This window comes from Aquamicrobium sp. YD-1-mutant5 (genome assembly GCF_059509755.1).
Map to the genome: position 1 here is coordinate 392,843 of NZ_JCAKKP010000001.1, position 19,836 is coordinate 412,678.

Annotated in this window: 22 protein-coding genes; 6 read left to right on the plus strand and 16 right to left on the minus strand. The window is 60.7% G+C overall.

The window, feature by feature from the left end:
• Nucleotides 1-8: 8 nt before the first annotated feature.
• The 8 genes from AC5XE7_RS01915 to moaA form a co-directional block, all read right to left on the minus strand.
• Nucleotides 9-512, minus strand: a complete 504-nt coding sequence (locus tag AC5XE7_RS01915) for an Lrp/AsnC family transcriptional regulator (RefSeq protein WP_183829922.1) — start codon at nt 510-512, stop codon at nt 9-11.
• Nucleotides 513-686: 174 nt separating this feature from the next.
• A complete protein-coding gene (locus AC5XE7_RS01920; RefSeq protein WP_495364376.1) occupies nt 687-1,556 on the minus strand; it encodes an NAD(P)-dependent oxidoreductase in 870 nt (289 codons plus the stop codon).
• Nucleotides 1,557-1,617: 61 nt separating this feature from the next.
• The gene (locus tag AC5XE7_RS01925) at nt 1,618-2,442 is read right to left on the minus strand and encodes an ABC transporter permease (protein ID WP_495364652.1); all 825 of its coding nucleotides are present in this window, start codon (nt 2,440-2,442) and stop codon (nt 1,618-1,620) included.
• A 2-nt stretch (nt 2,443-2,444) separates the two neighbouring features.
• Entirely contained in the window at nt 2,445-3,158 is a 714-nt protein-coding gene (locus tag AC5XE7_RS01930) for an ABC transporter permease (RefSeq protein WP_183829930.1), read from the minus strand.
• A gap of 445 nt (nt 3,159-3,603) precedes the next feature.
• Entirely contained in the window at nt 3,604-4,113 is a 510-nt protein-coding gene (gene mobB / locus AC5XE7_RS01935) for a molybdopterin-guanine dinucleotide biosynthesis protein B (RefSeq protein ID WP_495364375.1), read from the minus strand.
• A complete protein-coding gene (mobA, locus tag AC5XE7_RS01940) occupies nt 4,110-4,727 on the minus strand; it encodes a molybdenum cofactor guanylyltransferase MobA (RefSeq protein WP_495364374.1) in 618 nt (205 codons plus the stop codon). Before mobA ends, mobB begins: the two co-directional genes overlap by 4 nt.
• A gap of 14 nt (nt 4,728-4,741) precedes the next feature.
• Nucleotides 4,742-5,662: a DMT family transporter gene (locus AC5XE7_RS01945; protein WP_495364373.1), complete on the minus strand. Its 921-nt coding sequence runs from the start codon at nt 5,660-5,662 to the stop codon at nt 4,742-4,744.
• A gap of 83 nt (nt 5,663-5,745) precedes the next feature.
• Nucleotides 5,746-6,741, minus strand: coding sequence for a GTP 3',8-cyclase MoaA (moaA, locus tag AC5XE7_RS01950; RefSeq protein WP_495364372.1), 996 nt, complete (start codon nt 6,739-6,741; stop codon nt 5,746-5,748).
• Between the two features lie 186 nt (nt 6,742-6,927).
• Here moaA and AC5XE7_RS01955 point away from each other — a divergent pair, with 186 nt between their 5' ends.
• Nucleotides 6,928-7,284 (plus strand): gamma-butyrobetaine hydroxylase family protein, encoded by a 357-nt coding sequence (locus tag AC5XE7_RS01955; RefSeq protein WP_495364371.1) that lies wholly within the window; start codon nt 6,928-6,930, stop codon nt 7,282-7,284.
• Between the two features lie 57 nt (nt 7,285-7,341).
• Here AC5XE7_RS01955 and AC5XE7_RS01960 read toward each other — a convergent pair whose 3' ends face one another.
• Nucleotides 7,342-7,803, minus strand: a complete 462-nt coding sequence (locus AC5XE7_RS01960; protein ID WP_239798695.1) for a MarR family winged helix-turn-helix transcriptional regulator — start codon at nt 7,801-7,803, stop codon at nt 7,342-7,344.
• 48 nt (nt 7,804-7,851) lie between these two features.
• Between AC5XE7_RS01960 and AC5XE7_RS01965 the strand changes: the two genes are divergently transcribed.
• Complete coding sequence (locus AC5XE7_RS01965) at nt 7,852-8,769, plus strand: alpha/beta fold hydrolase (RefSeq protein ID WP_495364370.1); 918 nt, start codon at nt 7,852-7,854, stop codon at nt 8,767-8,769.
• A 22-nt stretch (nt 8,770-8,791) separates the two neighbouring features.
• Here AC5XE7_RS01965 and AC5XE7_RS01970 read toward each other — a convergent pair whose 3' ends face one another.
• Nucleotides 8,792-9,187, minus strand: a complete 396-nt coding sequence (locus tag AC5XE7_RS01970) for a rhodanese-like domain-containing protein (protein WP_495364369.1) — start codon at nt 9,185-9,187, stop codon at nt 8,792-8,794.
• A 201-nt stretch (nt 9,188-9,388) separates the two neighbouring features.
• Between AC5XE7_RS01970 and AC5XE7_RS01975 the strand changes: the two genes are divergently transcribed.
• Nucleotides 9,389-11,248, plus strand: a complete 1,860-nt coding sequence (locus AC5XE7_RS01975) for a L,D-transpeptidase family protein (RefSeq protein WP_495364368.1) — start codon at nt 9,389-9,391, stop codon at nt 11,246-11,248.
• A 13-nt stretch (nt 11,249-11,261) separates the two neighbouring features.
• Here the strand turns inward: AC5XE7_RS01975 and AC5XE7_RS01980 are convergent, their stop codons facing one another.
• Together AC5XE7_RS01980 and AC5XE7_RS01985 are read right to left on the minus strand one after the other, a co-directional pair.
• On the minus strand, nt 11,262-12,458 hold the full coding sequence (locus AC5XE7_RS01980; protein WP_495364367.1) for a GNAT family N-acetyltransferase: 1,197 nt from the start codon (nt 12,456-12,458) through the stop codon (nt 11,262-11,264).
• Between the two features lie 114 nt (nt 12,459-12,572).
• Entirely contained in the window at nt 12,573-12,785 is a 213-nt protein-coding gene (locus AC5XE7_RS01985) for a DUF2842 domain-containing protein (protein WP_239801005.1), read from the minus strand.
• 253 nt (nt 12,786-13,038) lie between these two features.
• Here AC5XE7_RS01985 and AC5XE7_RS01990 point away from each other — a divergent pair, with 253 nt between their 5' ends.
• Nucleotides 13,039-14,133, plus strand: coding sequence for a COX15/CtaA family protein (locus AC5XE7_RS01990; protein ID WP_495364366.1), 1,095 nt, complete (start codon nt 13,039-13,041; stop codon nt 14,131-14,133).
• On the opposite strand, the gene AC5XE7_RS01995 is transcribed toward AC5XE7_RS01990, so the two are convergent.
• From AC5XE7_RS01995 to speB, 3 genes are read right to left on the minus strand one after another with little or no spacing between them, the layout of a single operon-like run.
• Entirely contained in the window at nt 14,117-14,959 is an 843-nt protein-coding gene (locus AC5XE7_RS01995; RefSeq protein WP_495364365.1) for an aminoglycoside phosphotransferase family protein, read from the minus strand. The two genes, AC5XE7_RS01990 and AC5XE7_RS01995, sit on opposite strands and share 17 nt — an antisense overlap.
• Nucleotides 14,956-15,900 carry an N-acetyl-gamma-glutamyl-phosphate reductase gene (argC, locus tag AC5XE7_RS02000; protein ID WP_495364364.1) on the minus strand — a complete coding sequence of 315 codons (945 nt, stop codon included), beginning with the start codon at nt 15,898-15,900 and terminating at the stop codon, nt 14,956-14,958. Before argC ends, AC5XE7_RS01995 begins: the two co-directional genes overlap by 4 nt.
• 40 nt (nt 15,901-15,940) lie before the next feature.
• On the minus strand, nt 15,941-16,930 hold the full coding sequence (speB, locus tag AC5XE7_RS02005; protein ID WP_495364363.1) for an agmatinase: 990 nt from the start codon (nt 16,928-16,930) through the stop codon (nt 15,941-15,943).
• 176 nt (nt 16,931-17,106) lie between these two features.
• On the opposite strand from speB, the gene AC5XE7_RS02010 reads away from it, so the two are divergent.
• Entirely contained in the window at nt 17,107-18,399 is a 1,293-nt protein-coding gene (locus AC5XE7_RS02010; RefSeq protein WP_495364362.1) for a DUF445 domain-containing protein, read from the plus strand.
• Nucleotides 18,400-18,562: 163 nt separating this feature from the next.
• Nucleotides 18,563-19,060, plus strand: coding sequence for a MaoC family dehydratase (locus AC5XE7_RS02015; protein WP_495364361.1), 498 nt, complete (start codon nt 18,563-18,565; stop codon nt 19,058-19,060).
• A gap of 10 nt (nt 19,061-19,070) precedes the next feature.
• Here AC5XE7_RS02015 and AC5XE7_RS02020 read toward each other — a convergent pair whose 3' ends face one another.
• Nucleotides 19,071-19,766: a fumarylacetoacetate hydrolase family protein gene (locus tag AC5XE7_RS02020; RefSeq protein ID WP_495364651.1), complete on the minus strand. Its 696-nt coding sequence runs from the start codon at nt 19,764-19,766 to the stop codon at nt 19,071-19,073.
• Between the last annotated feature and the right edge of the window lie 70 nt (nt 19,767-19,836).

Here is a 19,836-nt window from a genome sequence, read left to right on the forward strand (position 1 = left end):
GGCGGCGATCAGGCCATTTCCGGTTTCATGCCGAGCGCTGTGCGATCCACGACTTCACGCAACGCAAAGGAAGAGTTGATGCGCGTGACATGCGGCATCGCCGACAACCACTCCTTGTGGATGCGTTCGTAGTCCGCGAGGTCGCGCGCAGCGATGCGCAGTATGTAATCATACTCGCCCGACATCAGATGGCAGGACAGCACATTCGGGCAGCGTTTGATGGCGGCCTCGAAATCCGACAGCGTCTTTTCAAACTGCCCGGAAAGGGAGATGTGGACGATCACCGTCGTATGGTGCCCGAGCGCCGCGTTCGACAGCCGCGCATGGTATCCCCGGATCGTGCCGGAACGCTCCAGATTGTCGAGGCGACGCGAACAGGCGGACTGTGACAGTCCGACCTTCTCGGCCAGGGCCGCATTGGGAATGCGCCCGTCCTTCTGCAACGTATCGAGAATAGCGATATCGATGCGGTCGAGTGTTGCTTTTCGTGGTTCTTGCGATGCACTTGCCATGGGATGCGATGATTAGCGGATTAAATGATACGAACAAGCAAGAAAACCGCGTGGGCACAGCTAAAAGCATGGTGCCGGGAAGCAAGAGCCTGTTTTGAGGAAACAACGTATTCCGGAACACCTTGAGCAGATCGCATTCTTCGGGAGAGCGCGATCTGCCTGAGTGGCAGCCTTTTATCGTTCCAGACGCGCCAGAAGCGAAGACGTATCCCAGCGATTGCCGCCCATGTCCTGCACATCTTTGTAGAACTGGTCGATCAGGGCCGTCACCGGCAGCTTTGCGCCATTCCGGTCGGCTTCATCGAGGCAGATCCCAAGGTCCTTGCGCATCCAGTCCACTGCAAAGCCAAAATCATATTTGCCTTCATTCATGGTCTTATGGCGATTTTCCATCTGCCACGAGCCTGCCGCGCCCTTAGAGATGACGTCGACCACCTTTTCGATGTCGAGACCGGCCTTCTTGCCGAAATGGATGCCTTCTGCCAGTCCCTGCACCAGTCCCGCAATCGCGATCTGATTGATCATCTTGGTGAGCTGGCCGGCGCCCGCCGGTCCCATCAGGCCAACCATTCGGGCGAAGGATTCGATCACCGGGCGAGCACGGTCGAAAGCGGCTTGCTCGCCGCCGACCATGACTGTCAGCACGCCATTTTCAGCGCCGGCCTGACCACCGGATACGGGAGCATCGAGAAAGGAAAAGCCGGCTTTTTCCGCGTGATCGGCGAGCTCGCGTGCCACCTGCGCCGACGCCGTGGTGTTGTCGATGAAAACAGCACCCTTCTTCATGCTCCGGAATGCGCCGTCGGGGCCGATCGTTACCGAACGGAGATCATCGTCATTGCCGACGCAGGAGAACACAAAATCCTTGTCGTGCGCGGCTTCGGCCGGTGTGGCGGCGAACCTGCCGCCATGCTCGGCCACCCAGCGCTCCGCTTTGGCCCCCGTGCGGTTGTAGACCGTGACGTCATGGCCTCCCTTGTTTTTCAGATGGGCGGCCATTGGATAGCCCATGACGCCCAGACCGAGGAAAGCCACTGTTGCCATTGTTCAATATCCTTTCATGCGAAGCGATGCCGTTCGCGGGCCGCGTCGATGCGTGGGAGAATCAGCGCTTGAGATGTCGTGTAATGCGTTTTTCGATCCATTCCACCGCGTGGCGCAATGTTTCAACGATCAGCAGATAGATGATCGCAGCCCAAAGATAAGACTGGAAATCGAAAGTACGCGAATAGACGAGACGGGTCACGCCCATGAGGTCGTACACGGTGATGATGGCGACGATGGCCGACCCTTTGATCATCAGGATCAGCTCGTTGCCGTAGGGACGCAGCGCAACGATCAGTGCCTGAGGCAGGATGATCTTGCGCAGCGTTACCAGCCGCGGCAGACCAAGAGAGTTCGCGCCTTCCCATTGGCCCTTCGGCACGCTGGCTATGGCGCCGCGCAGGATTTCCGCCTGATAGGCTGCGGTGTTGAGCGAAAAGGCGAACAGGGCGCAATTGAAGGCGTCGCGGAAGAAGAACCACAGGCCGACCGCCTCGAACTGCGCGCGGAAGGAGCCGAACCCGTAGTAGATCAGGAAGGCCTGTGCCAGCAGCGGCGTGCCGCGGAAGAAATAGACATAGGCATAGGCGAGGGCAGCGATGAACGGATTGCGCGAAGTGCGCGCATAGGCGATCGGCACCGACAGCACCGCGCCGATAACTACGGACAGTCCGACCAGTTTGAGCGTGACCCAGACGCCGGAGACATAGCTGGGTGCATAACGCCAGAACATGTCCGGTTTCCACGCAGACACCAGATACGCGATCAAGCCGATGAAAACCACGATCCACAGCGATACGAGCGCATAGCCGATGATGCGCTGCCGCGGCCATCCGCGTGCAGGCGGTGGCGGACGCAGAACTTCTTTGGTGCTCCTGCTCGTCATGATCATCGCTGCACCTCCTGGCGGCCGACACGACGCTCGATCAGGCCGATGCCGATGGAGGAGATGATGGCGAGGCCGAGATAGATCAGCGTCGCGAGACCGAAGAAGAGAAATGCCTGCTTGCTCACCCGCGCCGCGACGCCTGCCTGCCGCAATATGTCAGTAAGCCCGATGGCCGAAACCAGCGACGTATCTTTCAGCAGGATGAGCCAGAGATTGGCGAGGCCGGGCAGGGCAATGCGGATAAGCTGCGGCACAACGACAAGCCGCATGGTCTGGAACTTCGACAGGCCGATTGCATATCCGCCTTCATACTGGCCCTGAGGGATGGCCCTGAATGCGGAAAGGAAAACTTCGCTGGCATAGGAAGAAAACACCACGCCAAGCGCGATCATGCCGGATACGAAGCTGTTCACCTCCACGCTGGCGCCGGGGCTGAAGAACTTCACAACCTGCTGTATGCCGATCTGAGCACCGTAGAAGACCAGAAACAGCGTCAGCAGTTCGGGCAGGCCGCGGAAGATAGTCGTGTAGATGTTGGCTGCCAGCCTGAGCGAGCGCTCCTGAGACTGCTTGGCAACCGCGATCAGAAAACCGATCAGCAATCCGAGCGGCAGAGTGGCCAGAGCAAGGCTGACAGTGATGAAAACACCATAGGCAATCTCGTCCAGCCAGCCTTCCGGCCCCCAACTGAGCAGCGTCCAAACGCTTTGCATTATCCCGCCCGTGCCTGCTGTTTGAATGGTCTGTTATCATGCCAGCCGGATCGAAGCCGGCAAACATATCTCAAAGTGTCAGCAGGCTTGCCCGGTTTCCGTTTCAGGGAAGTGAGCACGCCTGCTGATGATGAAGCTCAATAAGCCGGATATAACAAGAGGAAACCAGCGGCGGGCCTGTCTACGACTGCCTGAAGCGTATTTCCGGCTGCTGCCGGACAGCTTTCGTCCGCTGAGGCCACCTGCACAGTTTCCATAAATCGCATAGTGTTCCCTGTCGTTATTGTGAATGCCTGTCCGGCATCTTCGCGTGGCTCTCGCGGCCGCTGGGTGGCAAGATATTCCCATTGTTTTTGCTGGAAAAGCAACCGCTAAAACCAGTGATGCAGATTGCAGCGCAACACGTTGAGGGGCGGATCGGAGACGTGCTGGAGGGAGGTAGGCGTCAAGGCTTCAGGCCGGTAACTTTCTCGATGAAGCTCGCGATGGCCGGGATGTCGTCGATGCCGAATACCGGCAGTGTCTCGCCGGGCTGGGGATGATCTGCGGCGATGGCCACGATGTTGGGATCGTTTACGGAAAGCGGCGTGTGTTCGCGCGCACCGCGTCGGCGTGCCTCGATCTTAAGCTGCGATTCGCGCTTGTAGCCCTCCACAAGCACGAGGTCGCATTCTGTCAGCCGTTCGAGAATGTCATCGAGCGATGGCTCCTCTTCTCCGGCCAGCTCGTGCATCAATGCCCAGCGCAGGCCCGATACGATGGCGACTTCACCTGCGCCGGCGGCGCGGTGGCGATAGCTGTCCGTCCCTTTCTTGTCGATGTCGAAGCCGTGATGTGCGTGCTTAATGGTGGAGACTTTCCAGCCGCGCCCGACGAGTTCCGCCACAAGCCGTTCCGTGAGGGTCGTTTTCCCGGAATTCTTCCATCCGGTAATACCCAAGACACGGTGTTTCATGCGCTGCCTTCTCCGACGATCCGTTCCGCCTCGGCAAGATTTTCCGGCGTATTGATGTTGAAGAAGGGATCGGTCCCGCCATCGGACTGGAAATCCACCGCAACGCTGGACCGCGCCTCAATGAAGCCGAACACCCTGCGCCCGCCCTGAAGCAGATAGGATCGCAGCGACGAGGCCATGGTCTTGGGCCAAAGGGCAAATGTCGGGTGATCACGCTCACCGGCGCGCGCAACGGCGATCGTATCTTCCGTGGTGTCGGCAGCGAGGGCGAGGCGGCTGACCAGATCACGTGGAAAGAACGGTGTATCGCCAGCGACAGTGACCAGCGCGCGGACCGAATCCTGCTTCTCTATCCAGTCGAGGCCGGCCAGAACGCCTGCCAGCGGCCCGACATAGCCCTCGATGGTGTCGGGCAATATGGGCAGGCCGATCTGAGAAAAACGGGTCGGATCGCCATTGGCGCTAAGGCCGAGCATGGCGACTTGCGGCCGGATCCGTTCAATCACATGGCGCAGAATTGGCTTGCCGGACAATTCCAGCAGGCATTTGTCGCCGCCGCCCATGCGGCTCGACAATCCACCAGCCAGAATGATGCCTGCAATGTTCTGCACCATGGTTTTCAGCTGTCCTATATGCCGTCGGGTCCCATGCTGGGGCCGGCGCTCTTGGCCGCGGTCTCGTATCGGCCGACCGTGCGCTCGCGGTAAAGCGTATAGAGGCCGGAGGCGACGATGATCGTTGCGCCGAGAATCATCAGCATATCCGGCAGTTCGGAAAAAATGATGATCCCAAGCAGGATGGATGACAAAAGCGAGGTGTAGCGGAAGGGAGATATGAACGACACATCGCCCACCCGCATGGCCATGATGATGAAATGATAACCGAACAGCAGGAGCATGGCGCCCAGCGCCATCAGTGCCAGATTGCGGGGTTCTATCGGCGTCCAGCCCCCCATCGGCGCGAGGAGAAGTGCGCCCGTGGCCATGACCACGATCGACGTGACCGTGGATACGAGCAGGGTCGGGATATTGTCGGGCAGCTTGCTGGTGGCCAGATCGCGCACCGTGCAGCAGAACACGCTGGCGAGCGCATAGAAGGAATAGGAGCTGAAGCCTTCATATCCGGGGCGGACGGTGATCACCACGCCTATGAAGCCGGCGCATATCGCTATCCAGCGCCTCCAGCCGACAGTTTGTCCGAACGCCAGCGCCGCCCCCATGGTCACCGCCAGCGGCAGCGCCTGCAGAATGGCTGACACATTTGCGATCGGCAATTGGGACAGCGCCATAAGAAAGGTGACGGTAGCTGCGACTTCACTGACGGCCCGCAGTGCGACCAGCGGCTGAAGCAGCAGGCGCATCTGTGAGAACGCACCGCTTCTCCAACTTATGAGCGTGATTGTCGTTGATGCGAAAATTCCGCGCACGAGCATAACTTGCGCCAGATTCATGGATTCTGACATCAGCTTGGTGACGGCGTCGTTGATGGTGAAGCCGATCATCGCGACGACCATGTAAAGCGCGCCACGCATGTTGTCAGAAAGATTCAAGAAACCGATCCCCTCATACTCCCGCGCCCACGCTAGCAGGCGTTGCCGGCACGGCAATGGCCCATGAGGGGGAAACTTACCGGTCAGCCACCGGTAACGCTCATGTGTCGGGAAACAGAGGGACGGTTGGTGCGGCGGTCGATGATGAAATCATGCCCCTTCGGCTTGCGGCCGATGGCTTCATCGATAGCGGCGGAAAGCAGCTCATTGCCCTCCGAAGCGCGAAGCGGTGCGCGCAAATCCGCTGCGTCGTCCTGACCGAGGCACATATAGAGGGTGCCGGTGCAGGTGAGGCGCACGCGGTTGCAGCTTTCGCAGAAATTATGGGTCATCGGCGTGATGAAGCCCAGCCTTCCGCCTGTTTCGGCCACCTCTACATAGCGGGCAGGGCCGCCGGTCTTGAATGGAATGTCGGTGAGCGTGAACTGCCGTTCAAGCTGCGCGCGCAGAACCGAAAGGGGCAGATACTGGTCAGTGCGGTCTGCCTCGATCTCGCCCATCGGCATGGTCTCGATGACGGTCATGTCCATGCCGCGCCCATGCGCCCAGCGCAGCATGCCAGGCATTTCGATGTCGTTGAAGCCACGCAACGCCACGGCGTTTATCTTGACCTTCAGGCCGGCAGCCTGCGCGGCATCTATGCCGGCCATGACCTTGTCCAGATGACCCCAGCGCGTGATCGCATGGAATTTTTCCGCGTCGAGCGTATCCAGCGACACGTTGATGCGGCGCACGCCGGCATCCGCCAGTTCACCGGCGAAGCGCGACAATTGCGAGCCGTTGGTCGTCAAAGTCAGTTCTTCAAGGGCGCCGCTTTTCAGATGTCGCGAAAGCTCGCGCACCAGATGCATGATGTTCTTGCGCACCAGCGGCTCGCCGCCGGTAAGTCGTAGCTTACGCACTCCCTTTTCGATGAAGACGGTGCAGAGCCGGTCCAGTTCCTCCAGCGACAGCAGATCCTTTCGCGGCAGGAATGCCATGTCCTCGGCCATGCAGTACACGCAGCGGAAATCGCAACGGTCTGTCACCGATATGCGAAGATAGCTGATATGGCGACCGAAGGGGTCGATCATGTCCATTGCGCATTCCCATCTTCCGCTCGCGCGGCAGTTCTCGTGGCCGGTGCAGGCGTTATATACTCCTATGTGATACGAAGCGGCTTGCCATTCAAGGTGAATTGGCTTGCCTGCGGGACTTAATCTTCAGCTGTGGCGGGCCGTACGCGGTTATTGTAGACGGATGCGTCCCAAAGGAGAGAGGCTGCCATGACCGCCCCATCGGAACTCAGGGTCTCGAAGGACCGCAAAACGCTGTTCGTGACATTTCCGGGCGCGGGGCCGATCGAGCTGCCAGCGGAGATGCTGCGGGTGCTGTCGCCTTCGGCCGAAGTGCAGGGACACTCGCCCGAGCAGCGTGTCACGGTTCCCGGCAAGCGCGAAGTGACAATCACCCGCATCGATCCTGTCGGCAACTATGCCGTCCGCATCACCTTCGACGATTTCCACGATACCGGGATCTTTACCTGGATCTACCTCGCCGAACTCGGGCGGGAAAAGGAAACCCGCTGGCAGGCTTATCTGGACGAACTCGCCGCGAAGGGGCTTTCTCGCGACAGAAGATAATCGAAATCATTGATTATCAGTATGTTGAGGATGACCCTTCACGTTTCAGGGAAGAGTTCAGCCTTCTCGGGCCTTATCCAGAACCTCGGTGATACGCCGCATCTGGTCGCCCATCATGTCGCAGTGTTCCGGCGAGGTTCCGGCCATCGCGATCTCGATGAGTCCCGTGTAGATCCTGAGCGATTCCATGAGCAGCGCCGTGCCGTCTTCGGTCAGGGAAAGGCGCAGGATGCGCTTGTCTTTCGGATCGCCCTCGCGCCGCACCAGACGGCGCTTTTCAAGCTGCGGCAACAGCATCGTGATGTTGGAGCGGCCGACGAGCAGCTTGCGCGCCAGATCGTGCTGCGACATGCCGGGATGGCGATAAAGGTTCATCAGCACGTCGAGCTGGGCGGGCTTCAGGTCGAGCGGGGCCAGCCGGGCAGCCAGCGTGCGTTCCAGCGCATGACACGCGCGTGCCACCGCCACCCAGTTGCGAAAGCGGGGGTTGTCCCAGGGAAGCTCTTGTTTATTGTTCATTCTTGAACTATCATTGTTCATCATTGAACCAGTTTTGGATTTTGCACTATGGCACCAATTCAGCCGAAGGTCATCCGGTGCATGTTCGGTATCGGTGAGAGAGTGGCTCCCGGTCTCACTGGCCGCGCCGCTTTTGCACTGTTTTCGAGAACACCCAACCCCGGCAAGCTGACCGCGGGTGAGAGCAGGGCAGTGAGCAGTGCCGCCGGGTTCATGCAGGAGGCGCGCCCCCATATGCTGGAAACGCGCACGGGGCGCGTCGCGGCTTATGAATTCAGCCCTCGGCTTTCATCGGCCGGACAGGATACGGTTCTGGTCGTGCACGGCTGGCGTTCGCGCACTGAATATATGCGATGGCTCATCGCCGGCTATCGCGATGCCGGTTACCGGGTGGTGTCGCTCGATCTGCCGGGGCATGGGCGGTCGGAAGGGCGCAAGCTTACCATGTTTAATGCGCTCGATACCGTAAGGGCGGCCTCCGACCGTTTGGGCCCGTTCGCCGCGGTTGTCGGCCATTCTTTTGGCGGGGCCGTTGCCCTGAATGCAATAGCCGGCTCCATTCCGGGCATTGCGCCTTTGTCGGTTAAGCGCCTTGTGCTGGTTGCCGCTCCGAATTCCATTCCCGCTGTGTTTGAAGGTTTTAGTCAGGCCCTCAATGTCGGACCGAGATCGCAAAGTGCGATGTCGCAGCGCCTGCACCGGATGGCAGGTCGCCCGCTCAGTGATTTCATCGGCGACCGGCAACTGGCGGAGTTACAGGTGCCCACGCTTGTCGTACATGCGCCGGATGATCGTGAGGTTCCCGCCGAACAGGCGCAGGCCTTCACGAAGGCCGGGCCGCATGTGCAGATCTACTGGGCGGAAGGACTGGGACACAGGCGGATCCTCGCCGATCCGTCAGTTGTCGAACGGTCGGTGGATTTCGTCGCCCGCGCGGAGCCCGTACCTGTCGCGCTGGCAAACTGACGCTCAGGTTCCGGCCTGATGATCAGGCTTTGGCCGGGGCCGGCTCGACCGGCAGTCCTGCCTTTTTCCATGCCCCGAAACCGCCTTCGATGTGCTTGACCGGCTCCAGTCCCATATCCTGCGCGGTCTTGGCCGCCAGAGCGGAGCGCCAGCCGCCGGCGCAGAAAAACACGAAGGTGTTTCCGGTTGCGAAGAATGGCTTGTGATACGGGCTTTCCGGATCGATCCAGAATTCCAGCATGCCGCGCGTGCAATGCCGCGCGCCGGGAATGTTGCCCTCCCGCTCGATCTCGCGGGGGTCGCGCAGGTCGACGAATGTGATTCCGTCCGACGATAGAAGCTCGGCGGCGGCCTCTGGCGAAATGGCTTCCACCTCGGCATTGGCCTCGTCCAGCAAGGCGCGGAAACCCTTCTTCATGCAAATCTCCTCCCGAATGTGCATCAGTCTGGATTGATGGCACAGCAAGCCGGTGCTGGCCACCCATGTCCGGATGCCAGATAAACAGGAATTTCAGATAAATTTAACCAAATCGCCGTGAATCATTATAGTCGCGAACAGGCGCCGGGCTGCTCTCGCAGTTTGGCGCCGCGGTGATGTTGTCAAAACAGGTGGTCATTCATGCAGCGATCGGGAACACGGATGCGGCTTGTTCCGGCATGTCTGGTCGGGGCCGGTCTTGTGCTGGGAGCCTCGCCGGCAAATGCCCAGAACCTGCTGGACATGCTGTTCGGAGGTCCGGCCAAACGCCATTCCGCCCCTTTAAAGGGTGAATTTCCGCCGCCGCCGAAACCCAGACAGGCGGCCCCGATCACCAAAATATCGAGCCCGGGCTACAACACCTACAAGGCCGACAAGCTGACGCGCGTGGATTTTTCCGCGCTGACCGAAGCGCCGCAAAAAGCCTCGTTCACGCCGGTAGCGGGAAAGGACGATTTTCGTCAGGCTCTTGCGGGCCTCGAAGGCTATAATCTGCTGGCCGAGCCGGCCATAGCGAAGGCCCTGATCGAGCATTACAACGCGCATCCGGATTTCATCTGGATCTCGAATGGCGCTATTGATGACAAAGCCCGCGAAGCCATCCGCGTGCTGAGCGAAGCGGAGAGCCATGGCTTCTCGTCTGCCGACTATTCCGTCGCGGTTCCGGTGGTGGAGGCCGGCGCCGACGAGGCCGCGCGGCGGGCCGATCTGATCCGTTTCGAGATGGCGCTGTCGGCAAGGGCGCTGCGATATGTGCGGGATGCACGACAGGGGCGTGTGCAACCGAACCGCATTTCCGGTTATTACGATTTTCCGGAAAAGCCTATAAATCTGAAGGGTGTACTCGGAATTCTTTCCAACACGCGCGAGGTGCGCGCCTATCTGGAATCACGGCATCCGCAAAATCCGGAATATGAGGCGCTGCGGGTCGAGCTTGAGACGCTTGAGGCGAGCGCGGAAAACGAGATCCTCGTCGATCCAGCATTGCTGTTGAAGCCGGGCCAGTCCAGTCCTGAACTGCCGAAGCTGCTGACGCTGATCGGGCGCGGGCATCTCACCGATGACATGCGCGCCAGCTATGGCGAGACGATCGCGCGGCTGGGCGGCGGCGAAACCTACGATCCCGAGCTCGTGCCGCTGTTCAGGGAAGTCCAGAAAAATGCGGGGCTGAAGCCGGATGGCGTCATCGGATCGCGCACCGTGGCTGCGCTGGCGGGCGAATCCAGGGCCAGCCGGCAGGAAAAAGTGCGGATCGCGATGGAGCAGATCCGCTGGCTGCCTTCCGATCTCGGCAGCCCGCGCGTGTTCATCAACCAGCCCGCATTCACGGCCAGCTATATCGAGGGCGGCGAGGAGAAGCTGAAGACGCGAACGGTCATTGGCGGAACCGGCAACCAGACCAGCTTCTTCTTCGACGAGATAAAGCAGGTGGACTACAATCCTTACTGGGGCGTGCCGCAGTCCATCATTGTCAATGAGATGCTGCCGAGGCTGCGCAACGATCCCGGCTACCTCGACCGCGCAGGCTACGAAGTCACCGATTCCAAGGGAAAGCGCATCCCTTCCTCTTCGATCAACTGGTCGCAATATGGCGGAAAGGTTCCGTTCAACGTGCGGCAGGCGCCCAGCGAGGCCAATGCGCTTGGCGAACTCAAGATCCTGTTTCCCAACAAGCACGCCATCTACATGCATGACACGCCGCAAAAATCCTACTTCGAGCGTGACATGCGCGCCCTGAGCCATGGCTGCGTGCGTTTGCAGGACCCGCGCGGCATGGCCGCCGCCGTGCTCGGCACCTCGGTGGAGCATGTGGCCGAAAAACTCGGCAAGGGGCATTCCACCGAGAAGGTGACGCGCAGGATTCCCGTCTATGTCGCGTACTTCACCGCATGGCCCGACATGGCTGGCAAGGTGGAATATTTCGGCGACGTCTATGGGCGGGATGCGCGATTGCGTCAGGCGATCGAAGCAACCGAGGCAGTGCGCGCGCCTGCCAGCTGATCGCTATGGCCAGCTAATCGCTATCCTTCTTCGCCGGACGCCCGGCCAGTATCCGGCGCATGGTTTTCAGCAGCGGCCACAGCGTCGGGCTCTGCTTGAGGCGTGTCTTGAGGCGGACCTTCTGCCTGTGGGCGAATGCATAGGCCTTGCCGGCGGCTGTCAGCGGGATCAGCGTTTCCAGATAACGGATTTCGGTATCGCACCATTGCCGCTTGTAGGGTTCGTCGCCGATGGAAAAATCATAGATCGTGAAACCCTGTTCGCTCGCTTCCCGGATATTGTCGAAGAACAGGAAGTTGCCGGGGCTCAGATGACGGAGCTCATCTTCCGAGATAGAGCCGAACTCGCAGATCAGTCGATTTCCGCAGCGGCTCGACCCGGTGATGGCGCGCAGCTTTCCGGCCACTTCGAGCCCGTGCAACACGAAAGGCGGGGAGGGCTCCCGAAGCGAATCGGCAAACAGGTTACGAAAGAACGCACGCACATCGGGCGGCGCAAACACATCGGTAATACCCATGCTGGCAAAGCGGGCCGCCTTCATCTCGAAAAAGGCGTCAAGAAGCCGGTCCACTTCCTCTGAATTCGTTGCTTCGAACCGCCGGCAGGTCCCCGCGGCCGCGAATTTGCGTGCCTGCGAGCGGTATCTCTTGTGTTTGCCCCGGCCTTCCGGGCTGGCGATCATCGCTTCGAAGCCGCCGGAGAGGTTCACGGCCAGTGAAATATCGGGGCTGTCGAACGGGCGAAGCGCACGCAGCGGATTGGGTCGGGACAGGGGCATTGCATCGCTTGCCGGGAGAAGCCGGTCGAGCAGCACCACGTCGATTGCCGGGCGGAAGCCGGCCAGCGCATCGAACAGCGCGGCAAATGCCGCGGGGCTCGCCTGATCGAGGAAGGCGGCGTCGGTCGCCGGAAAATTGCCATTAGCATGACAACCGCCCATGAATCTTGCAATCCGCAGCGGCCCGAGGGCGACCATCTCCAGAGCCAGCGCAAACACCGGGCGCCCGTCAACGTTCAGTGTTGCTATGATGCTGGTGTCCGGATGGTGCCGGCTCCAGTTCCGTACCCACAGCCGTCCCTGCGGCGGTGCATGAACAGCCACGTCGCAAAGTTGCTCATAATCGCGAAGAGCGCTCTGCGAGGCCAGCGAGACGGAAGCGGTTTCTCTCCGAGGCTGGCCATCCTTGCTGAATGGCGCTGCTGCGTCCATCAGTTCCCCGTCCCTGTTCGCGTCACCATTCTGCACGCAATGCAGGCAATCAATGCACGAAATGTTGAAGAACCGGGAAACCGGCTTGGCAAGCGGAGCAGCGAGGGATGAGCGTCAGCTCCGTTTGGGTTCGCTGACCATCCATTTTATGATGACCATTGCCGGCAGGATCCAGACGAGGCCACCGATCAGGAAGAACAAGAGATGTGCGACCGGGCCGGATTGCGAGAGCTGCGCGACCGCGATCATCGTGGCAAGCAGGGAATAGACCACGACGAGAAGCACCAGAAGAATCGTTCCGATCAGCTTTTTGAGGCGAACTGGCATCTGGTCGTCCTTTCCGTTGCATTCGCATAGGCCCTGCAGGAAGCTGACGCAAGATGAAGTGGCGCGACGGCGTGCCGCGCCGCCCGGTCTTGCCAGCCAACGCGCCATGGTCCACCAATCCGCCGCTCGGGCACGGTGATGCGCGTCGTCGTCGACACGCCACCAGAGCCCCGACGTTTTGACTGGCCATCGGAACAGGCTGGAAGCCGGTTCGATTTTCTGTCCGATGCGCTGAAACTGCTGGAGAGACGCAATGGCTGTCGACGCCGATTACGCATCTGCCTTGCCTGACCGGAAACGCCTCTTGCGAAACCGGGCGCAGGTGCGTTTCTGGCTCTACAGCATTCTGGTGGTGCTGTTCGCGCTGATCCTTGTCGGCGGCGCCACGCGCATGACGGGTTCCGGCCTGTCGATCACCGAATGGAAGCCCATCCATGGCGTCATTCCGCCGCTCAATGTGGAGGAGTGGCAGGAGGAGTTCCTGAAATACCAGCAGATTCCCCAATATGAGAAAATCAACCATGGCATGAGCCTCGATGAGTTCAAGACCATCTTCTGGTGGGAATGGGCGCACCGGCTTCTGGCCCGTGGCGTCGGCTTCCTATTCGCCATTCCGCTGATCTTCTTCTGGGCAACGCGGCGGGTGGAGCGCAGGCTGACGCCGAAGCTGATTGGCATACTCGCTCTGGGCGGACTTCAGGGCGCAATTGGCTGGTGGATGGTCGCGTCGGGACTGGTCGAGCGGGTCAATGTCAGCCAGTACAGGCTCGCCACGCATCTGACGCTGGCCTCGCTGATATTCATGGCCACGATGGTGGTGGCGCGCGGACTGGCACCGCATTCGCAGGGGGCTGCCGACCGCGGAACCAAGCGGATGGCCGGCATCCTCGTTCTGCTGATCATGGTGCAGATCTATCTCGGCGGTCTGGTCGCCGGGCTGCATGCGGGACTGAGCTACACGACATGGCCGCTGATGGACGGCAGGATCATCCCCGGCGACCTGCTGATCCTGGAGCCGGTGTGGCGCAATTTCTTTGAAAGCCCCAAGACCGTGCAGTTCGTGCACCGCATCGGCGCCTATACGCTGTTCGTGGTGGCGCTGTGGCACATGATCTCCACCGGGCGACGCCTTCCGGGCACTACGCATTCGCGTCGTGCGGTGTTCCTGTTCATTCTGGTCCTGATACAGGCCATCATCGGCATCGCCACGCTGGTTCTGGAAGTGCCGATGCATGCGGCCCTGACGCATCAGGGATTCGCGCTGGTGGTGCTGGGCTTCGCCGCCGCGCACTGGCGCGGCACTAAGGGCGCTTACCCGCTGCCCGGCGAGGTCAGAACCGTTTCCTGACCTCGCGGACCGCAGAGGCGACAGACAGTTCCCGGTTTTCGTCGGCCGCATTGTCGTCGCCATGATGCCATGCGGCCGAGAGGCAGCCATAGGCGAAGGCATGGTCGAGAAGCCGGCGGGGATCCTGCCGCATGGCCTGCGCAAGCTGGCCGGCCATGCGCCCGATGCGTTCGCGGTCGAGGCACAGATCGTCCCGTTCCAGCGGGTTGAAAAACAGGTTTGCGGCATCGAAGCCGGGTTCGCCCAACACGCCCTTCGGGTCTATGGCGAGCCAGCCGCGAGGCCCCTCCAGAATGTTTTCGTGATGCAGGTCGCCATGCAGAGGGCGCACGTCGCCTGCGGTGTCGAGAAGCCGCTGCGCCAGTTCCGCTGCCTGCGCATAGATCGAGTCGATGCCGGCTGCGCGATCCTGTTTTGCCCTAGTAAACAAGGCTTCATAACGCTCGGCCAGCGGCTGCAACTCCGGCGGAGCAGGGTGCGCGCCGGGTGTGTGCAGGCGGGCAATGATGTCGGCTGCGATGTCGGTGGCTGCCGCATCGCCCTGAGCGTCGAGCACATCGGTCAGATGCCGCTCGCCGGCATATTCGATCAGCATCCGATGCCCGTCCTGATCGATCAGGCGGACAAGCCCGACGCCATTGCGCCAGGCAAGCAGATGTGCGCCGCGCAACTCGTCGTCCACATCGTCAAAGGACTTGAGGTCCTTGACGACGGCAACCGAACCGTCGCCAGACGTGATCTTCCAGACGCGGCTGCTGAACGTATCCGCGATCAACCGCGCCGTTCCGATGTTCCAGCGATCGGGAAATGCCGGCGTCTGTGTCAAACGCCCTTGCCTGTCATCGGGCCGATCATCAGGTCGAGATTCTGCACGGCAGCACCCGACGCACCCTTGCCGAGATTGTCGTAGACGGCAATCAGAAGGGCCTGTGCGCGGTCGTCATTGGCGAAGACATAGACCTTCATCATGTTGGTGCCGTTGTAGCGCTCCGGATCGATGTCCGGAACGCGCTCGACCTGCTCGTAAGGCGCGACTTCCACCACGGAGCCCGGAATGGCCGCGTAGTGGTCGGCGATGGCTGCGTGCAGCTCTGCACCGCTCGGAATGTAATCCAGCGTTCCCAGCTGCAGCGGCACGACGGTGATCATGCCCTGAGCGAAATTGCCGATCGCCGGTTGCAGGATCGGATCGCGGCTGAGGCGGCCATAGGTCCTGATCTCGGGAATATGCTTGTGCTGAAGCGAAAGCCCATAGGGGAAGAATTCGCAGGCGCTTTCGCCCTTCGCCTCATAATCCTCGATCATGGTGCGGCCGCCGCCGGAATAGCCGGTGATGCCGTTGATGGTGACCGGGAAATCGGCGGGCAGGAGCTCTGCCTCCACCAGCGGCCGCAGCGTGGCGATGGGGCCCTGCGGCCAGCAGCCCGGATTGGCGACGCGCTTTGCCGTGGCGATGCGGGCTGGCTGGTCCTTGTTCAGTTCAGCGAAACCGTAGTCCCAGCCTTCGGCCACCCGGTGGGCGGTCGAGGCATCGATAACGCGCGTGGTGTCGTTGGCAATCAGCGACACGCTTTCGCGCGCCGCATCGTCCGGCAGGCACAGGATGGCGATGTCGGCGGCGTTGAGATACTCCGCGCGCGCTTCCTTTTCCTTGCGGCGTTCGGTGGGCACGGAAATGATGTCAAGATCGCCGCGCCCGGCCAACAGCGTGCGGATCTGGAGCCCGGTGGTGCCGTGTTCGCCGTCAATGAAGATTTTCGGTTTCATTCCTGTTTGCCTGCCCGTATCCGCCTGAATGCCGGCAGGACTAAATGTCCTGCCCGTGATGGATGTTGTTTGCGACGTTGTCCTGTTTTGCCTTCCGTTCCGCCAGCAGGCCGAGATAGTGCATGGCGATCATGGAACCGGCGATAGAGGTAATATCGGCATGGTCGTATGCCGGCGCAACCTCTACGACATCAGCACCCACGATGTCGACCTGTCCGAGCTTGCGCAGGGTGGAGAGCATGCGCGCGGAGGACGGGCCACCGGCGACCGGCGTTCCCGTCCCGGGCGCATAGGCCGGGTCGAGACAATCGATGTCGAACGTCAGATAGGTCTTGCGGCCGCCCGTGCGCTCCACGATCGCGTAGGCGATCTCGGCGGCGCGCATTTCCTCCACCTCATAGCCGTGCAGGATCTTGATGCCGAACGTTTCCGGCGCATGGGTGCGGATGCCGATCTGAATCGAGCGGTCCGGGTCGATGATGCCTTCTTTCACCGCGCGGCCGACGAAGGAACCGTGATCGATACGCTTGCCGTCATCCGGCCAGGTATCCTGATGCGCATCGAACTGCACCAGCGCCAGCGGGCCGTGAATGGCGGCATGCGCCTTCAGCAGCGGCCATGTGATGAAATGATCGCCGCCCAGCGTAAGCAGGAAGGCGCCCGATTTCAGGATTTTTGCGGCTTCGCGCTCGATTGTGGCCGGCGTTTTATTGTGGTTGCCGCTGTCCAGCAGGCAATCGCCATAGTCCACCACGGCGAGATCCTCGAACAGATCGCGCGAGAACGGATATTGCGGGTCGTTGTCGAGTATGGCCGAGGCGCGGCGGATGGCCTGCGGTCCGAATCGCGCCCCGGGGCGGTTGGTGACGGCGGCATCGAAGGGAATGCCCCACACCACCGCATCGGCGCCCGACACGTCCTTGGTGAATTTGCGGCGCATGAAGGACAGCGCGCCGGCATAGGTGGGATCGGAAGCGGCGCCCCGCCTGGTGCGCGCCGTGAAAGCGTGGTCGATTGTCCTCGAAGACATGCTTGCTCCTTGAACTTCTTTTTCGCAGTGCAACAACTACAGAAACGAAGTGCAACTTGCCAGCGCCTCGGTTGTTTAGGGTGCAGACACGATTTGTGAAAGATTGCCCCTCTACCCTTTGCCTGCCGCCCGCAGGCAGGCGCACGCACGGCGGGAAAAAACGGAACCCTGAAGCGATGACAAATCCCACAGCAGATATTTTGCGCGATGGTCCGGTTACGGAGGAAGCGGCGAAGATCGCTGCCCTGCGGCGCACGAAATTCGTGGCCGCAATGGCCCTGCTGTTTTGCGTGGCGCTGTTTGCCGTGGCGAAGCTTCTGCAACCGGCCTATCCGGCGATGGGCGTGGTTGCCGCTTTCGCTGAAGCGGCAACCATTGGCGGGCTGGCAGACTGGTATGCGGTGGTGGCTTTGTTCCGGCGGCCGCTTGGGCTGCCGATCCCGCACACGGCGATCATCCCTTCCAATCAGACCCGCATTGCCGACAATCTCGGCCGGTTCATCGAGGTCAATTTCCTGGCGCCCGGACCGGTTCGCGAGAAACTGAAGGAGGTGGATTTCGCGGAACTCGTCGCGGACTGGCTGGCGGACGAAAAACGCTCGGCCGGCCTGTCGCGATTTGTCGGCCGGCTGGTGCCGCAAATGCTCGCCGCCGTCGAGCAATCCGGACTGCGGGAATTCGTCGGCAAGCGCTTGATGAACGAACTGGAGAAGGTGAAGGTGGCGCCGCTCGCCGCAGACCTTCTGTCCGCCTTCACCCATGATCGGGGCCACCAGAAGCTGTTCGATGAACTGGTGCGGGCCGTTTCGGGCTTTCTCGCCGATGAGCGGGCGCTGGAAGCCATGCGCGAAAAGATCCGCGCGGAATTACCTACGCTTTTCAACCTCTTCCGCGCGGACGCTTATCTTCTGAAGAAGATCGTGGCTTCCGCGGTGACCCTTCTGGAGGATGTTCAGGCCGACCCGGCGCACCCGCTGCGCGACGAGTTCGACCGCTTCGTCGAGGGTTTCATCGTTCGTCTGAAAACGTCCGGGGACTATGCCGAGCGCGCGGAGAAGCTGAAGCGGGATCTGCTGGCGCGGCCGGAAATGCGCGGACTGATCTCCACCACGTGGGCCAGCCTGCGCGATTTCATCGAGCAGGGAGCGGATGGCAAGGGAGGGGCGATCCAGTCGCATCTCACCAACATGTTCGTGGAGATTGGGCGCCATCTGGCCGAAGATCCCAAGGTAAAGGCGGATATGAACGCAGGCTTCGTCGTGGCGCTCGCCGCATTCGTGGAAAGCCAGAAGAGTGGCGTGTCGACCTTCATTGCCGATCAGGTCAAGCGTTGGGATCTGGCGCAGCTTACCCGCCTGATCGAGATAAACATTGGCAGGGACCTGCAATATATCCGTTTCAACGGCATGATCGTCGGAGGTATTGCCGGCATAGCGCTTTATGTGTTCGAGAGTATTTTTCTTTCATAGGGCAACCAAATCCATCCGTATGGTTTTAGAAGAATCTGATTCTTCGGGAGTTCGATCCTCCGGAATGGATCGATAGATTCGATAGCGTTTCCAAAATTGCCACACTGAAGCGCTTATAGTAGCCATAACCGGATTTGATGAAGGCATATGCTGGAAAGGCGGAATGGACAGACGGCCACCGACATTCGATGAACTGAAGACCATGATCGGTCAGGAGCTTGGCGTTTCCGGCTGGACGGTTGTGGACCAGTCGCGGATCGACCAGTTCGCCGATTGCACGGGCGATCGCCAGTGGCTGCATACGGATCCCGAGCGCGCGAGGCGGGAAAGCCCGCTGCGCGTCACCATTGCCCATGGCTATCTCACGCTGTCGATCGTCGGAGCGCTTTGCCATGAACTCGGCGCGATCCCGGAAAACACGCAGGCGGCATTCAATTACGGGCTCGACGAGGTGCGTTTTCTTGCGCCGGTGCGGGTCGGCTCGCGTGTTCGCCTGCGCGCGACCTTGCTTTCCATGGAAGACAAGGCGCCGGGGCAGTATCTGATGAAGTTCCTCAACACCATCGATATCGAGGGCGAGGAAACACCGGCGCTGACCGCAGAAACGCTTGTGATGTTCTATGAGAGGCGCCGAAAGCCGCGCCGGCGTCCTTCATCGTAGCGGACGGCCTTTATCGCCGGGAGGCGATTTCCAGATCGACCACACCAATGTTTTCGATCTCGCCGCTGAGGCGGTCACCCGCAACGACAGGGCCGACGCCGGATGGCGTGCCGGTGAAGATCAGGTCTCCGGGCTGCAATTCCACTGCCTGACTGCAAATCGCCACGATATCCGGCACAGGCCAGATCATCTCGGCCAGATCTCCCTGCTGGCGCGTTTCTCCATTGACGGAAAGCCGGATCCGTCCGCTGTGCGGAATGCTGTCGCGAGCCGCCGGGATAAGTGGGCCGCAGGGGGCCGAATGATCGAACGCTTTCGCCCAGTCCCACGGCCTGCCGGCCTTCTTCGCCACATCCTGCAGGTCACGGCGGGTCAGGTCGATCCCGGCGCCATAACCCCAGATATGGTCGGCCGCAGCATCGTGGCCGATATTCACGCCTCCCTTGCCGATGGCGACCACCAGCTCGATTTCATGATGAAGGTTTTCTGTCGCAAGGGGGTAGGGGATCACGGTGCCGGAATCCACGACCGCGTCGGCCGGCTTGGTGAAGAAGAAGGGCGGGGCGCGCTCGTCATTGCCCATTTCGCGGATATGGGCGGCATAATTTCGCCCCACACAAAATATGCGCCGGACCGGAAAACGCTGCTGACTGTTCCTGATGGCGACGGAAGGAACGACAGGCAGGGGAAGCGGGAAATCAGTCATCTTTTGGTGCAGCTTTCTATTGCGAGGTGATTCTTTCAGGCGGGTATCGACCCTTGATAGATTTGTCCCG

Coding starts and splice junctions, on each gene's coding strand:
- AC5XE7_RS01915 (WP_183829922.1), bottom strand. CDS start 512: ATGGCAAGTGCATCGCAAGAACCACGAAAAGCAACACTCGACCGCATC.
- AC5XE7_RS01920 (WP_495364376.1), bottom strand. CDS start 1,556: ATGGCAACAGTGGCTTTCCTCGGTCTGGGCGTCATGGGCTATCCAATG.
- AC5XE7_RS01925 (WP_495364652.1), bottom strand. CDS start 2,442: ATGACGAGCAGGAGCACCAAAGAAGTTCTGCGTCCGCCACCGCCTGCA.
- AC5XE7_RS01930 (WP_183829930.1), bottom strand. CDS start 3,158: ATGCAAAGCGTTTGGACGCTGCTCAGTTGGGGGCCGGAAGGCTGGCTG.
- mobB (WP_495364375.1), bottom strand. CDS start 4,113: ATGAAACACCGTGTCTTGGGTATTACCGGATGGAAGAATTCCGGGAAA.
- mobA (WP_495364374.1), bottom strand. CDS start 4,727: ATGGTGCAGAACATTGCAGGCATCATTCTGGCTGGTGGATTGTCGAGC.
- moaA (WP_495364372.1), bottom strand. CDS start 6,741: ATGGACATGATCGACCCCTTCGGTCGCCATATCAGCTATCTTCGCATA.
- AC5XE7_RS01955 (WP_495364371.1), top strand. CDS start 6,928: ATGACCGCCCCATCGGAACTCAGGGTCTCGAAGGACCGCAAAACGCTG.
- AC5XE7_RS01960 (WP_239798695.1), bottom strand. CDS start 7,803: ATGAACAATAAACAAGAGCTTCCCTGGGACAACCCCCGCTTTCGCAAC.
- AC5XE7_RS01965 (WP_495364370.1), top strand. CDS start 7,852: ATGGCACCAATTCAGCCGAAGGTCATCCGGTGCATGTTCGGTATCGGT.
- AC5XE7_RS01970 (WP_495364369.1), bottom strand. CDS start 9,187: ATGAAGAAGGGTTTCCGCGCCTTGCTGGACGAGGCCAATGCCGAGGTG.
- AC5XE7_RS01975 (WP_495364368.1), top strand. CDS start 9,389: ATGCAGCGATCGGGAACACGGATGCGGCTTGTTCCGGCATGTCTGGTC.
- AC5XE7_RS01980 (WP_495364367.1), bottom strand. CDS start 12,458: ATGGACGCAGCAGCGCCATTCAGCAAGGATGGCCAGCCTCGGAGAGAA.
- AC5XE7_RS01985 (WP_239801005.1), bottom strand. CDS start 12,785: ATGCCAGTTCGCCTCAAAAAGCTGATCGGAACGATTCTTCTGGTGCTT.
- AC5XE7_RS01990 (WP_495364366.1), top strand. CDS start 13,039: ATGGCTGTCGACGCCGATTACGCATCTGCCTTGCCTGACCGGAAACGC.
- argC (WP_495364364.1), bottom strand. CDS start 15,900: ATGAAACCGAAAATCTTCATTGACGGCGAACACGGCACCACCGGGCTC.
- speB (WP_495364363.1), bottom strand. CDS start 16,930: ATGTCTTCGAGGACAATCGACCACGCTTTCACGGCGCGCACCAGGCGG.
- AC5XE7_RS02010 (WP_495364362.1), top strand. CDS start 17,107: ATGACAAATCCCACAGCAGATATTTTGCGCGATGGTCCGGTTACGGAG.
- AC5XE7_RS02015 (WP_495364361.1), top strand. CDS start 18,563: ATGGACAGACGGCCACCGACATTCGATGAACTGAAGACCATGATCGGT.
- AC5XE7_RS02020 (WP_495364651.1), bottom strand. CDS start 19,766: ATGACTGATTTCCCGCTTCCCCTGCCTGTCGTTCCTTCCGTCGCCATC.